This is a genomic window from Pseudomonas sp. Pseusp49, from assembly GCF_059491875.1.
In genome coordinates this window covers 2029146-2043407 of sequence record NZ_CP168514.1, presented here as the reverse complement: position 1 = coordinate 2043407, position 14262 = coordinate 2029146, and the positions used below count along the sequence as shown (strand labels likewise).

The following is a 14262-nucleotide window of genomic DNA, read 5'->3' as shown; positions in this document are numbered from 1 at the left end:
GCTTGCTTGGTTTACAAGAGACGGATAGAAGATCAAAAGATCGCAGCCGCTTCTGTAGGAGCTGCCGCAGGCTGCGATCTTTTCGGCTTGATGCGATTACAACGAAATCGGCTTCCGCCCGGCAAACGAATGCGCCAGCGTGCCGCCATCCACCAGCTCCAGCTCACCACCGAGCGGCACGCCATGGGCGATGCGCGAGGCGATCAGGCCTTTGCTGCTGAGCAACTGAGCGATGTAATGCGCTGTGGCCTCACCTTCCACGGTCGGGTTGGTCGCCAGGATGACTTCGGCGAACGTGCCAGCCTCTTCGATCCGCGCCATCAATTGCGGGATGCCGATGGCTTCAGGCCCCAGACCGTCGAGCGGCGACAGGTGCCCCTTGAGCACGAAATAGCGCCCGCGGAAACCGGTCTGCTCCACCGCATAGACGTCCATCGGGCCTTCCACCACGCAGAGCAAGGTGTCATCGCGACGGGTATCGGCGCATTGCGGGCACAGATCATCTTCGGTCAGCGTACGGCACAAGCGGCAGTGACCGACCCCTTCCATGGCCTGGCTCAAGGCCAGCGCCAGGCGCGAGCCGCCGCTGCGGTCACGCTCGAGCAACTGCAACGCCATGCGCTGGGCGGTTTTCTGACCCACGCCTGGCAAAATTCGCAGGGCGTCGATCAGTTGGCGAATCAAAGGGCTGAAGCTCATGGTGGAAAAGTCCGACAAAACAACGAGACGCGGTTTATACCCGCGCCTCGGTTGAGCGTCAAATTGCAGCGTCAATTACTCAGTCCCGGGAAACCCGAACCACCAGTTTGCCGAAGTTGCGCCCCTCCAGCATGCCGATGAACGCGTCGGGAGCCTGTTCCAGGCCATCGACCACGTCTTCGCGGAACTTCACTTTGCCATCGCGCACCCAGGGCGCCATGGCACTGAGGAATTCCGGCTGGCGATCACCATAGTCATCGAACACGATGAAGCCCTGGATGCGCACCCGCTTGGTCAACAGGGTGCGCTGCAACAGGGGCAGGCGATCCGGCCCGCTCGGCGCTTCATGGGCGTTATAGGAGGCAATCAGGCCGCACAGTGGAATCCGCGCCTTGGGATTGAGCAACGGCACCACGGCGTCGAAGACCTTGCCGCCGACGTTTTCGTAGTAGATATCGATGCCCTTGCCGCAGGCCTTGGCCAGCTCATCGGCAAAATCCGGACTCTTGTGGTCGATGCAGGCGTCGAAACCCAGCTCGTCGACCACATAACGGCACTTGTCCGCCCCGCCGGCCACGCCGACCACGCGCAGTCCCTTGATCTTCGCCACCTGACCGACCACCGAACCCACCGCGCCTGAGGCCGCTGCAACCACCAGGGTTTCGCCGGCCTGGGGCTGGCCGATGTCCATCAGGCCCATGTACGCGGTCATGCCCGGCATTCCCAACACCCCAAGGGCCATCGATGCACTGGGCAATCCCGATGGCACCGCAATGATGCTGCGCCCGTCATTGATGCTGTGGCTTTGCCAACCGGTGGCACCGACCACAAGGTCACCTTCCTGAAACTTCGGATTGAGCGAGCGCTCGACCCGACTGACCGCGCCCCCGGTCATGACTTCGCCGATTTCCACCGGTGCGGCGTAGGACGGAGCGTCGCTCATGCGTCCGCGCATGTAGGGATCCAGCGACAGGAAAACGGTCTTGAGCAGCACCTCACCGTCGGCGAGTTCCGGCAACGCCACCCGCTCCATGCGGAAGTTTTCCGGCGTTGGCGCGCCGACCGGGCGTGAAGCCAGGACAATGCGTTGATTGAGGGTCATGGGGTCGGACATGGCAGCGTCTCCTGTGATCGATGGGGTTGGGTGATATAGGGAGCAGACCTTTGTGGCGGTATGGCGTTCGATGTGTTTTCAGTTGCACCGGGGTGAATCCTTCGCGAGCAAGCCTGCTCCCACACTGGATTTGTGTACGACGCCCACCTGTGGGAGCGGGCTTGCTCGCGAAGGCGCCATCACGGACGACACATACCCAACAGCCAGAAACAAAAATGCCAGGCGCAATGCCTGGCATTTTTTGTAGCTCATCTGCCGCCTGAAGGCGAATCAGAATGGCAGTTTCATGCCCGGCGGCAGTTGCATGCCGGCAGTCATGCTGCCCATCTTGTCCTGGCTGTTGGCTTCGATCTTGCGCACGGCATCGTTGACCGCGGAGGCGATGACCGCTTCCAGCATTTCCTTGTCGTCTTCGCTCATGCCTTCGACCAAGCTCGGGTCGATGGTCACGCTCTTGACGTCATGACGCCCGGTCATCACCACGGTGACCATATCGCCACCAGCCTTACCGGTGACTTCGGCGTTGGCCAGTTCTTCCTGCATCTTGGCCATTTTTTCCTGCATCTGCTGCGCCTGCTTCATCAGGCCGGCCATGCCACCTTTCATCATGGTAATCACCTCAAAAGTACTTGGATCAAAACAGCGCCCGGCGCAATGGAGCCGAGCACCTTCAGTTATTAGCCCTGAGTGACCAGGGCGTCGACAGGTTCAATAGTATCGTTACGGACCACCGCACCGAACTGCTGCATCATTTGCTGGATGAACGGATCGCCGTGGATCGATTCCTCCGCCTCGCGCTGACGGTTGGCGCGGCGGCGCGAAGCCGCTTGTGCCGGGGTTTCCTGCTCGGGCTTGATCAGCTCGATGCTCAGGGTCAGCGTGCGCTGGTGATACTGGTTCAGCGCATCGTTGAGGCGACGCTGCTGAGTGGCATTGAACAAGGCACTGTGGGCCGGGTCCAGGTGCATCAGCCAATTGTCGCCATCCACCGCGATCAGCGTGCAGTTGGCGGCGATGCTGCCGGTCATGCCGGAAATCGGCAATTTCGGGAACAGCTCCAGCCATTGCAGGGCCAGGCCGGTGGCCGGCATCGCCGCGGGCTCAGGCTCGGGTTCCGGCGCCGGGTCGGCGGCATGCTCGCTGGCCAGTTCGTCGAGGTAACTGTAGGCCGAATCCATGTCCGGCTCGATGTAATCCTCGTCCAGCGGCGGCTCGTCATCCAGGTCCATGCCCGGCGTTGCGGCATCGACCTCGGCCACCGAAGGCTCCGGGATTGGCGCGGCGGCCCATTCAGGGGCGTCCGGCACCACGCTGTCCGGCGTCGGCAACGGCATCGGCGGTAATTCGGGTTGTTCGCTGGCGGTTTCCAGCACCGGCTCCACGGCGGGTTGCTGAACGGGGGCTGGCGCGACCGGGTCATTCCACGGCAGGTCGACCACCTCTTCGACCACGGCCGCTTCAACCACAGGCACAGGCGCAGCTTCCGGCACAACGACCGGCGCCACCGGTTCCGGTGCTGGCGCAGCCACTTTCGGTGCAACGGCCGCAGCGGCTACCGGCGCAACGACCTGCGCGGCAGCCACTGAGTTTGCGGAATCAACTGTGGCCTGGCTGATCCCCACTGGCTTTAGCGGTTGCCTCGGGGCATCCGCGGTGTCCGCGGGCCGGAACGCCAGCATCCGCAGCAACACCATTTCAAAACCGCCCCGGGGATCCGGCGCCAGCGGCAAGTCGCGGCGACCGATCAGGCCCATCTGGTAGTAGAACTGCACGTCTTCGGCCGGCAAGGCCTGGGCCAGTGCCAGCACGCGATCGCGGTCGCCGTGACCGTTATCGACACCTTCCGGCAAGGCCTGGGCAATGGCAACGCGGTGCAGCACATTGAGAATTTCCGAGAGCACGCCATTCCAGTCCGGGCCTTGTTCGGCCAAGTGGCGGACGGCTTCGAGCAGCGCCCTGGCATCGCCTTCGATCAGCGCATGCAGGACGTCGTAGACCTGCCCGTGATCGAGGGTCCCGAGCATCGCCCGCACATCGGCGGCCAGTACCTTGCCTTCACCGAAGGCAATCGCCTGGTCGGTCAGGCTCATGGCATCACGCATCGAACCGTCGGCAGCACGGCCCAGCAACCACAGCGCATCGTCTTCGAACGGCACGTTCTCGACACCCAGCACGTGGGTCAAGTGCTCGACAACCCGTTCCGGCGTCATGTTCTTCAGGGAGAACTGCAGGCACCGCGACAGAATCGTTGCCGGAAGTTTCTGCGGATCAGTGGTCGCCAGGATGAACTTGACGTAGGGTGGCGGCTCCTCGAGGGTTTTGAGCAGCGCGTTGAAGGAATGGCTGGAGAGCATGTGCACTTCGTCGATCAGGTAGACCTTGAAGCGCCCGCGGCTCGGGGCGTACTGCACGTTGTCGAGCAATTCACGGGTATCTTCGACCTTGGTGCGGCTCGCGGCGTCGATCTCGATCAGGTCGACAAAGCGGCCTTCGTCGATTTCGCGACACACCGAACACTCGCCACAGGGGGTCGAAGTGATACCTGTCTCACAGTTAAGGCATTTGGCAATGATCCGCGCGATGGTGGTCTTGCCGACCCCACGGGTACCGGTGAAGAGGTAGGCGTGGTGCAGCCGCTGGCTGTCCAAGGCATTGATCAGAGCCTTGAGCACATGGGTCTGGCCGACCATTTCGCGGAACGAGCGCGGACGCCATTTACGTGCAAGAACCTGATAACTCATCGAAAACCGTCGCAGCGAAGGAAGCAGAAGCGGCTAATGCTAGCGGAGCAAGGCACAAATTGCATCCGGTGCGCTCGTGTATTGTGGCTAAGCTGCACATCACAGGCATTTAACGGAGTGTTTATGCGGCTGGCCTTGGGGGCATTGCTGTTGATCAGCCTGGACGTCGCGGCGGCGCCAGCACCGCTGCGCTTCGTGATAACCGACAGCTGGAGCATGCCCATGGTGCAGCTTGAACGGGGCAAACCGACTCAGGGCATCCTGTATGACATGATGCTCAGCCTCGCGACCCAGGTCGGCGTACCGGCCGAATTCCACGTTTTGCCCCGCAGGCGCATACAAGGCGCCATGGAGCAAGGCGAGGTCGATGTCCGCTGTTATGCCACGCAATCGTGGCTGCCCGAGCAGTCCGGCGATTATCTCTGGAGCATCCCGCTCTTCACTCAACCTGACGTGTTGATCACTCGGCATGCGCTGCCCGACGCCGTCAAACCCGCCGACTTGCCACTACAGCCCGTTGGCACCGTGCTGGGCTACAGCTACCCGACCCTGCAGCCGCTGTTCGACAGCGGCCAACTGCAGCGCGACGATGCACGCAATCAGGAACAAGTGCTGGAAAAACTCCTGGCCGGCCGCAATCGTTATGCCGTCAGCAATCAATGGAGCCTGGACTGGTTCAATCACCGCCTCCTGCCGGAGCAGCAACTGCAAAGCGTGGCAGTGCTGCAGGAAATCCGTCTCGGTTGTTACGTTCGCAACGACCCACAGGTCCCGGTGCAGAGCATTCTGCGCACCCTGGCGCGGATGAAGATGTCCGGGGAGATCGATGAAATTGTTCGACTGTATATCGGTGGCGAGCCGGCGCCTGTGGATAAAGCGCAAACGACGAAAAACCGCCTCGGAGAAGATCCTGGCAGCTAGCGAAAGTCTGTATTCAAGAAGATGACGCGAGAGAACACTCGCGTGGCGTTAAGGTGGTAACCCTACCAGCCACACCCCGGCACACAATGTCACCGCTGCGGCTGCTCCCTTCCAGGCCTGACCGGGTTCACGGCTGATCGTTGCGGGGGGACCGATAGGGTCACCATAACGACGCTCACCTGTCGGCGAGCCGCGCCATTGTACCTATCTGAGGCGAAGTTACAACCGTTGGTTTCGGAATAAAAACATGAGGGGCTTCAAGCACTTGCTATTGCGCCTCAAGCACCGCATCCGCCCTGCCGCCCGCCTGCTGAATCACCAGATGAATGAAGTGCAGCTTGGCAACGACAGCAGGCGGCAGGACGAAGGGGTAGAAATCCGGCTGCCCCATGCTGCGTGACAGCTCGTTGAGCATGCCGGCCAGTTCGATCCAGGCGTTGACGAACGAGAGGAAAGCCGCGCCGCCGGGATGCTGCGGATCGTAGAGGGCTTGGGGTGGAAACGGCTGATAGTCGAAGTCCATTTCCCGGGCGCTCATGCCAAACCCCAGCGCGGTGTCCACGGCGTCCATCATGTGCAGGTAATGCGCCCAGGTTTCCGCCCAGTCTTCCCACGGGTGCATGGTCGCGTAGGCGCTGACGCAGTGCTGCTGCCAGTCGAGCGGCGCGCCTTGCTGATAATGGCGTTCGAGGGCATCGGCGTAGCTCGCGCGTTCATCGCCGAACAAGCCGCGAAAAGGCTCAAGCCAATGGCTATGGGCGATCAATCGGTCCCAGTAGTAATGCCCGACTTCGTGACGAAAATGCCCGAGCAAGGTGCGATAGGGTTCGTGCATTTGCACCCTCACCTGCTCGCGGTGCGCGTCGTCGGCCTCCTTGATATCCAGGGTGATCAGGCCGTTGGCGTGGCCCGTGGTCGGCGGCTTGCCTTCAAGGTCGACGCCGATGAAATCGAAGGCAAGGCCAGTCTCTTCATCGACTGCCTTGGGAATCACCCGCAACCCCAGGCTGACCAGTTGCGCGACCAGACGCCGCTTGGCGGTTTCCACCTTGCGCCAGCGCTCGTGGTTTTCGGTGATCGACAGGTCGGGAATCGTGCGATTCAGGCTACAGGCCATGCACAAGGTTTCGTGGTGATTGGCTGGAAGCAGCCAGTTGCACGCAGCCGGAGAGTCGAGATTGGCGCAGCGGCGGAACGCGCCCGCCTGCGGATCGGCGTCGAGACACCAGGTGTCGGGGCGCTCGCCCGGTTGCAGGGAAGATAAACGACTTTGCTCAGGTTGATACCCAAGGGCCGCTGAACACGCCAGGCACTGGCTGTTGCGGAAAAACAGCGATTGCCCGCAACGACAGAGCCACACCTTGCTGTTGCGCGAGCTTTCGCCCACGAACGGTGCGGCGATGCGCGAGCTGAGCTGTTCGAAGAACGGGTGCATGGCGATCTCTCCCTGGGGCTTGCAGAGACTAGATCATTCTTGTGCCTGGATCGTTCCAGTTGGAATTGAGGTGCCTGTAAAAAGATCGCAGCCTTCGGCAGCTCCTACAGAGATCGGTGTAGGAGCTGCCGAAGGCTGCGATCTTTTACTCAGATCGGGACGCCGTGCTCTTTCAGGAATACCACAAAAGCTTCTTCATCCAGCACCTTCAACCCCAGCTCATTGGCCTTGGTCAACTTCGAACCGGCGCCCGGCCCTGCGACCACGCAATGGGTCTTGGCCGACACGGAGCCGGCGACCTTGGCCCCCAGGCTTTCGAGCTTGTCCTTGGCCACATCGCGGCTCATCAGCTCCAGCGAACCGGTCAGCACCCAGGTCTGCCCGGCCAGCGGCAAGCCTTCGACGACCTTCTTCTCGCTCTGCCAGTGCATGCCGAAATCGACCAGTTGCTTCTCGGCCGCCTCGGCCAATTGGCGATTCTCCTCAAGCGCGAAGAACTCGCGCACCGAATTGGCCTGTTTCTCCGGCAGAGCCTGACGCATATCCAGCCAGTCAGCACCGATCACCGCCTGCAGCGAGCCGAACTTGTCCGCCAGTTTCTGCGCCCCGCCCGGACCGACCGATGGAATATGCAGCTTGTCGAGGAAACCGCCCAATGTCGTACTCGCGGCAAACTCGGCAGCCAACTCGCCCTGATCCTGAATCTGCAGGCCATGCCTGAGCAAATCAGCGATCACCTGCTGGTTATGTGCGTCTTCAAAGAAGCTGTGGATCTCGTGCGCGACTTCCAGCCCGACATCCGGCAAGTACGTCAGCACCTGCGGCAAAGCCTGCTGCACCCGCTCCAGCGACCCCAGGGAGCGGGCCAGCACCTTGGCCGTCTCTTCGCCGACATCGGGAATCCCGAGGGCGTAGATGAACCGCGCCAACCCCGGTTTCTTGCTGTCTTCGATGGCGCCGAGCAGGTTCTTGCTCGACAGTTCGGCAAAGCCTTCCAGATCGACGATCTGCTCGAACGTCAGGGCGTACAGATCGGCCGGCGAACTCACCAGGCCTTCATCGACCAGTTGCTCGACGCTCTTCTCGCCCAGGCCTTCGATGTCCATGGCACGACGGGAAACGAAGTGAATGATGGCCTGCTTGAGTTGCGCGCCACAGGCCAGGCGACCGACGCAGCGGTACACCGCGCCTTCGCTGACCGTCTCGCGGCCCTTGCTGCGCTTGATCAGTTGCGTGCGCTCGACATGGGAGCCACACACCGGGCATTTCTCCGGGATCTGCACCGGCCGGGCGTTTTCCGGACGACGCTCCATGACCACCTGCACCACTTGCGGAATCACGTCACCGGCGCGGCGAATGATCACCGTGTCGCCGATCATCAGGCCCAGGCGCGCGACTTCATCCATGTTGTGCAGCGTGGCGTTGGCCACCGTGACGCCTGCGACCTTCACCGGTTTCAGGCGCGCCACCGGCGTCACCGCACCGGTGCGGCCGACCTGGAATTCCACATCGAGCAGTTCGGTGAGCTCTTCCATCGCCGGGAATTTGTGGGCGATGGCCCAACGCGGCTCACGGGCGCGAAAACCAAGTTCGCGTTGGGAGGCGATGCTGTTGACCTTGAACACCACGCCATCGATTTCATAGGGCAGTGCGTTGCGCCGCTCACCGATGTCGCGGTAGTAATCCAGGCACTCGGCGATACCCTGCGCCAGTTTCAGCTCGTGGCTGATCGGCATGCCCCAGGCCTTGAGTTGCTGCAAATTGCCGATATGCGTATCGGCAATGTCCGCCGACACCTGGCCGATGCCGTAGCAGCAGAATTCCAGTGGACGATTGGCGGTGATCTTCGAATCCAGCTGGCGCAAACTGCCCGCCGCCGCATTGCGCGGGTTGGCGAAAGTCTTGCCGCCGACTTCCAGTTGCGTGGCGTTGAGCCGTTCGAAACCGGCTTTGGACATGAACACTTCGCCGCGCACTTCCAGGGTCGCCGGCCAGCCAGTACCGTGCAGCTTGAGCGGAATGTTGCGCACGGTGCGTACGTTGACGCTGATGTCTTCGCCTGTCGTACCATCGCCGCGGGTGGCGCCGCGCACCAGAACGCCGTCCTGGTACAACAGGCTGACGGCCAGGCCGTCGAGCTTGGGCTCACAGCTGTATTCGACTGTTGCGCCGCCACCGAACAGGTCGCCCGCCGGCAAATCCAGGCCCTCGGTCACCCGGCGGTCGAACTCACGCATGTCGGTTTCTTCGAAGGCGTTGCCGAGGCTGAGCATCGGCACTTCGTGACGCACCTGGGTAAACGCCGACAGCGCCGCGCTGCCCACTCGCTGGGTGGGCGAGTCGCTGGTGATCAACTCGGGATTGGCCGCTTCCAGCGCCTTGAGCTCGTTGAACAAGCGGTCGTATTCGGCGTCCGGAATGCTCGGCTCGTCGAGCACGTGATAGCGATAGTTGTGCTGATCCAGCTCAGCGCGCAGCTCTAAAATACGGTTCTTGGCGGCGGTCATGGGTGTTCTCTCATAAAGCAAAAGAGCAGCCGAGGCTGCTCAATCTTCTAATCACGATAGCCTGATGGCTTGCACTTTGTGGCGAGGGGGCTTGCCCCCGTTCGGCTGCGAAGCAGTCGTAGATCCAGTGTTCGTATTTTATCTGACACAACGGGTTGGCTGGTTTTGGGGCCGCTTCGCAGCCCAACGGGGGCAAGCCCCCTCGCCACAAAAGCTCTCCTGACATAGAGAGCTCCGTTTGATTTAGCGCTTCTGGGTCAGGGCGCGGCGTTCGAATTCGACGATGCGCTGACGGTAGTGCTCGATCGTCTGGGCAGTCAGTACGCTGCGCTGGTCGTCCTTCAGTTCGCCGTTGAGCTCCTGGGACAATTTGCGCGCCGCCGCCACCATCACGTCGAAGGCTTGCTTCGGATGGCGAGGGCCTGGCAGACCCAGGAAGAAGCTCACCGCCGGGGTGCTGAAGTGGTCGATGTCGTCCAGGTCGAATACGCCCGGCTTGACGGCGTTGGCCATGGAGAACAGCACCTCGCCGTTGCCCGCCATGCTTTCGTGACGGTGGAAAATATCCATCTCGCCGAAACGCAGGCCGCTTTCCAGAATGTTCTGCAACAGCGCCGGGCCCTTGAAGCCGGCAGCGTCGCGGCAGATCACGCTGATCACCAGCACTTCTTCAGCTTGCGGCTGATCTTTTTCGCCGTGCGCTGGCGAGGACTTGGTGTCATCCGGGAAATCGTCGTCGCGGCTACTGAAGCTCGGGCCGCCATCCAGATCCAGACTGAGGTTCATGTCACCCTGGGAAGGCTCGCTGTGGCCACGTTTGCCGCGCTTGGACCCCGATTCACGAGGCTCGCGGGCCGGCATGCTCACCGACGGCAGGTCCTGCTCGTCCAGTTGCGGCTCTTTATGCGTGTCCAGCACGCGCGGCGGGCCCAGCAGCTCGGCGCTGCTGTCCTCGTCCGGCAGGTTGGACAGACTTCGGTCAAGACGGAACTTCAGTTTTCCCTTGCCGCCGCGCATACGGCGCCAGCCATCAAAAAGAATACCGGCAATGACAATAATGCCGATGACGATCAGCCACTCGCGCAGACCGATTTCCATGTAATCCCGTGCCTCTATAAAAAATGCTGAAAAATAAGGGGTTTACAACCTGTAAACCGCTTTAAAACGTGGCGCCAACTCTATGTTCTGACAGGCGTTTTGCCCACGTATACGAAAAATTGACATTAAACTAGCACGACCAAAGGCAACTTTACACCGTCTACCACCTTGGCTAGCGCGAATATGTCGATTGGCCAGCAAGTCGAAGCGAGGAAAAGAGTCCTACAACCCATAAACACGCCTTCCTGCAACCACGACTCAGGCATCCACCATCGCCATCGCCTCCTCGACATCCACTGCCACCAGACGTGAACAACCGGGCTCGTGCATCGTCACCCCCATCAGTTGATCGGCCATTTCCATGGCGATCTTGTTGTGGGTGATATAGATGAACTGCACTGATTGCGACATCTCTTTAACCAATTTTGCGTAGCGTCCAACGTTAGCGTCATCCAGTGGCGCGTCAACTTCATCGAGCATGCAGAACGGCGCCGGATTCAACTTGAAGATCGCAAAAACCAGGGCCAATGCGGTCAGGGCTTTTTCGCCACCGGAGAGCAAATGGATGGTGCTGTTCTTCTTTCCAGGCGGCTGCGCCATGATTGTCACCCCTGTATCGAGTAGATCTTCGCCCGTCAGTTCCAAATACGCGCGGCCTCCACCGAAAACTTTTGGGAAAAGCGCCTGTAAACCGCCATTGATCTGATCAAAGGTATCCTTGAAGCGGTTGCGGGTTTCCTTGTCGATCTTGCGAATCACGTTCTCAAGGGTTTCAAGCGCTTCCACCAGATCGGCGTCCTGGGCATCCAGATACCGTTTACGCTCCGATTGTTGCTGGTACTCATCAATGGCCGCCAGGTTGATCGCACCCAGACGCTGAATTCGCGCAGCGATGCGCTCGAGTTCTTCCTCGGCCTCCTTCTCGCTGGCCTCGGCGGTCAATGTCGCGAGTACGCCGTGAAGATCGTAGCCGTCTTCCAGCAACTGGTCCTGCAAAGTCTTGCGGCGCACGGTCAGGGCTTGCCATTCCATGCGCTGGGTTTCGAGCTGGCTGCGAATCAACTGGGATTGCTGTTCGGCCTGGCTGCGGCGCTTCTCGGCGTCGCGCAATTCGCGGTCGGCGTCTTCGAGGGCGATCTGCGCGGTCTTGAGTTCTTCGTCGACGGTCATGCGCTTGTCGAGCAACTCCTCGAGTTTCAGGCGCAGTTCTTCCAGGGGGGCTTCACCCTCCTCCAGATTGAGGCTCAGCTGTTCGCGCTTTTCGGTCAGGCGCTCGGACTGCATCTCCAGACGCTCCAGCGCCTGGCGAGTCGAATCGTGCTGCGCCTTGAGCGAACCCAGACGCACCGCCAACTGATGGGCATGATCCTTGTGTTGCCGCGCTTCCTGCCGCACCCGATCCAGGCGCTCGCGCAAACTGTCGCGCTGGGCCAACAACAACTCGCGCTGCTCGGTGTCCTGCGCCATGCTGTCGAGGGCTTCCTGCAGTTGCAGGCGCGCTTCACCGATGTTTTCGTGCTCCAGTGCGCGTTGCTCATCCAGTTCGGTGAGCTCTTCGTCGAGGCGAGTGCGGCGCAGGGTCAATTGCTCGGCCTTGGCCTTGCCGGCCGACAACTGGGCTTTCAATTCACCTTGCTGGCGGGCTTCGTCTTGCAGCAAACGACGCAAATGCTCGCGGCCGTTTTCCTGCTGGCGCTGCTGCGCCCTGAGATTCTGCAGTTGGGTTTCCAGGGTTTCGACTGCGGCTTCGCGCTCTTCGCGCTCAAGGCCCAGTTGCTGGATTTCCTGGCCACGGGCGAGCACGCCGCTTTCCGCTTCACTGGCCCGACGCACGCGCAGGAAATGCCGACCGACCCAGTAGCCGTCACGGCTGATCAGGCTCTGCCCGGCCGCCAATTGCCCGTGCAAGGCCAAGGCCTGCTCAAGGCTGTCGACCGGCTTGACCTGCCCCAGCCATGGCGACAGATCGATCTGCGCCTCGACCTTGTCCAGCAGGCTGCCCGGCACCCGTACGCCATCGCCGGCCGGGCTGAGCAAGCGCAAGTCGCCCTGGGCAAAACCCGACAGATCGAAATCGTTGAAATCATCCACCAGCACCGCCTGCAGGTCAGCGCCGAGCACGGTTTCCACCGCCAGCTCCCAACCGGCCTCAACCTTCAGGCCTTCGGCCAGGCGCGGGCGATTCGCAAGATTCTGTTCACGCAGCCATTCAGCGGTGCCGGTGCCCGGATCGAGCGCGGCTTGCTGCAAGGCTTCGAGCGAAGCCAGTCGACCGTTGAGCCGCTGCAAATCGCCCTGGGCCTGTTGCTGCGCCGTCAGCGTTTGCTGTAATTGCTGGCGCAGTTGCTCGAGCTTTTCGACCTGGGCCTCTTCACTGGTCTGCAAATCTTCGAGGGTCGCCTCGGACTCGGCGAGCTGCTCGCTGAGCTCCATGATCGCCGCGTCTTCCGGGTCAGCCGAGAGCAAGGCGCGCTCTTCGCCCAGGCGCTTCTGGCGATCGGCCAGGCGCTCCAGGCTGGTTTCCAGCTGCTGGATCCGCGATTGCTGCACTTCGGCCTGACGGCGCGGTTCGGCGGCGGTGAGGTTGAACGTATCCCACTGCTCCTGCCAGCCATGCATGGTGGTTTCGGACTCTTCCAGCGCGGCGGCGGCCTCTTCGGCGGCGGCGCTGGCGACTTCCTGTTCCGGGGTCAGCATGTCCAGCTCTTCGCCCAGGGTCAGCAGCAGCGTGCGGTCATGGCCGAGGTGGGACTCGGTTTCGAGGCGCGCGCGCTCGGCTTCCTTCAGGTCGTCCTGCAATTGCCGCAAGCGTTGCTGGCCATGCTGGATGCTCTGCTCGACCCGGGCAATGTCACCGCCGACCGAGTAGAAGCGCCCTTGCACCAGATTGAAGCGCTCCGACAGGTCGTGGTGCCCGTCACGCAGGCGCTCGATGCTCGCGTCGGCATTGCGCTGTTCGGCCACCAGGGCTTCGAAGGAAACCTCCTGGTTGCCGATGATCGCTTCACGCTGGCCGACCTGATCGTTCAACGCCTGCCAGCGCAGGGCCGACAGTTGCGCCTTGAGTTGACGCTCCTCGCCCTTGTATTCCTGGTACTTCTTGGCGGCCTCGGCCTGGCGATGCAAGCGCTCGAGCTGACGCGTCAACTCTTCGCGCAGGTCGGTCAGGCGCTCCAGGTTCTCGTGGGTACGACGGATGCGGTTTTCGGTTTCGCGCCGGCGCTCCTTGTACTTGGAGATGCCCGCCGCTTCTTCGATGAAGTTGCGCAGGTCTTCGGGCTTGGACTCGATCAGCTTGGAGATCATCCCCTGCTCGATGATCGAGTAGCTGCGCGGGCCAAGGCCGGTGCCGAGGAAGATGTCGGTGATGTCACGACGCCGGCACTTGGTGCCGTTGAGGTAATAGGTGGTCTGGCTGTCGCGCGTCACTTTGCGGCGAATGGAAATTTCCGCGTAGGCGGCGTATTCGCCGAGCAGGGTGCCGTCGGAGTTATCGAACACCAGTTCGATGCTCGCCTGGCTCACCGGCTTGCGGCTGGTGGAGCCGTTGAAGATGACGTCGGTCATCGACTCGCCACGGAGGTTCTTCGCCGAACTCTCACCCATTACCCAGCGAACGGCGTCGATGATGTTCGATTTGCCGCAGCCATTGGGCCCGACCACCGCCGCCATGTTGCTGGGGAAGTTCACCGTGGTCGGATCGACGAAGGATTTGAACCCCGCCAGCTTGATGCACTTGAGCCGCAC

General features: G+C 61.6%; 9 protein-coding genes and 1 other RNA gene. 1 reads left to right on the top strand and 9 read right to left on the bottom strand.

Features of this window, described 5'->3' with window-relative positions:
• Positions 1 to 96: 96 nt before the first annotated feature.
• From recR to dnaX, 4 genes are all read right to left on the bottom strand, one after another.
• Positions 97 to 699 carry a recombination mediator RecR gene (recR, locus tag ACEN83_RS09130; protein WP_008050204.1) on the bottom strand — a complete coding sequence of 201 codons (603 nt, stop codon included), beginning with the start codon at positions 697 to 699 and terminating at the stop codon, positions 97 to 99.
• A 79-nt stretch (positions 700 to 778) separates the two neighbouring features.
• Positions 779 to 1813 carry an NADPH-dependent curcumin/dihydrocurcumin reductase gene (gene curA, locus ACEN83_RS09125; protein ID WP_495580068.1) on the bottom strand — a complete coding sequence of 345 codons (1035 nt, stop codon included), beginning with the start codon at positions 1811 to 1813 and terminating at the stop codon, positions 779 to 781.
• A 270-nt stretch (positions 1814 to 2083) separates the two neighbouring features.
• On the bottom strand, positions 2084 to 2422 hold the full coding sequence (locus ACEN83_RS09120; protein ID WP_007971455.1) for a YbaB/EbfC family nucleoid-associated protein: 339 nt from the start codon (positions 2420 to 2422) through the stop codon (positions 2084 to 2086).
• 68 nt (positions 2423 to 2490) lie between these two features.
• Positions 2491 to 4554 carry a DNA polymerase III subunit gamma/tau gene (gene dnaX, locus ACEN83_RS09115; RefSeq protein ID WP_495580067.1) on the bottom strand — a complete coding sequence of 688 codons (2064 nt, stop codon included), beginning with the start codon at positions 4552 to 4554 and terminating at the stop codon, positions 2491 to 2493.
• Positions 4555 to 4677: 123 nt separating this feature from the next.
• Between dnaX and ACEN83_RS09110 the strand changes: the two genes are divergently transcribed.
• Positions 4678 to 5475 (top strand): substrate-binding periplasmic protein, encoded by a 798-nt coding sequence (locus ACEN83_RS09110; protein WP_495580066.1) that lies wholly within the window; start codon positions 4678 to 4680, stop codon positions 5473 to 5475.
• 60 nt (positions 5476 to 5535) lie between these two features.
• Here ACEN83_RS09110 and ffs read toward each other — a convergent pair.
• From ffs to smc, 5 genes are all read right to left on the bottom strand, one after another.
• Positions 5536 to 5632: signal recognition particle sRNA small type (gene ffs / locus ACEN83_RS09105), an RNA gene on the bottom strand.
• Positions 5633 to 5743: 111 nt separating this feature from the next.
• Positions 5744 to 6910, bottom strand: coding sequence for a zinc-binding metallopeptidase family protein (locus tag ACEN83_RS09100; RefSeq protein ID WP_495580065.1), 1167 nt, complete (start codon positions 6908 to 6910; stop codon positions 5744 to 5746).
• A gap of 149 nt (positions 6911 to 7059) precedes the next feature.
• Positions 7060 to 9417: an NAD-dependent DNA ligase LigA gene (ligA, locus tag ACEN83_RS09095; RefSeq protein ID WP_495580064.1), complete on the bottom strand. Its 2358-nt coding sequence runs from the start codon at positions 9415 to 9417 to the stop codon at positions 7060 to 7062.
• Positions 9418 to 9660: 243 nt separating this feature from the next.
• Positions 9661 to 10515, bottom strand: coding sequence for a cell division protein ZipA (gene zipA, locus ACEN83_RS09090; RefSeq protein WP_102673249.1), 855 nt, complete (start codon positions 10513 to 10515; stop codon positions 9661 to 9663).
• A gap of 258 nt (positions 10516 to 10773) precedes the next feature.
• A complete protein-coding gene (gene smc, locus ACEN83_RS09085; RefSeq protein ID WP_495580063.1) occupies positions 10774 to 14262 on the bottom strand; it encodes a chromosome segregation protein SMC in 3489 nt (1162 codons plus the stop codon).

Bases quoted from the DNA above. Each gene is read 5' to 3' on its own strand.
- recR (WP_008050204.1), bottom strand. From the start codon at position 699: ATGAGCTTCAGCCCTTTGATTCGCCAACTGATCGACGCCCTGCGAATT.
- curA (WP_495580068.1), bottom strand. From the start codon at position 1,813: ATGTCCGACCCCATGACCCTCAATCAACGCATTGTCCTGGCTTCACGC.
- ACEN83_RS09120 (WP_007971455.1), bottom strand. From the start codon at position 2,422: ATGATGAAAGGTGGCATGGCCGGCCTGATGAAGCAGGCGCAGCAGATG.
- dnaX (WP_495580067.1), bottom strand. From the start codon at position 4,554: ATGAGTTATCAGGTTCTTGCACGTAAATGGCGTCCGCGCTCGTTCCGC.
- ACEN83_RS09110 (WP_495580066.1), top strand. From the start codon at position 4,678: ATGCGGCTGGCCTTGGGGGCATTGCTGTTGATCAGCCTGGACGTCGCG.
- ACEN83_RS09100 (WP_495580065.1), bottom strand. From the start codon at position 6,910: ATGCACCCGTTCTTCGAACAGCTCAGCTCGCGCATCGCCGCACCGTTC.
- ligA (WP_495580064.1), bottom strand. From the start codon at position 9,417: ATGACCGCCGCCAAGAACCGTATTTTAGAGCTGCGCGCTGAGCTGGAT.
- zipA (WP_102673249.1), bottom strand. From the start codon at position 10,515: ATGGAAATCGGTCTGCGCGAGTGGCTGATCGTCATCGGCATTATTGTC.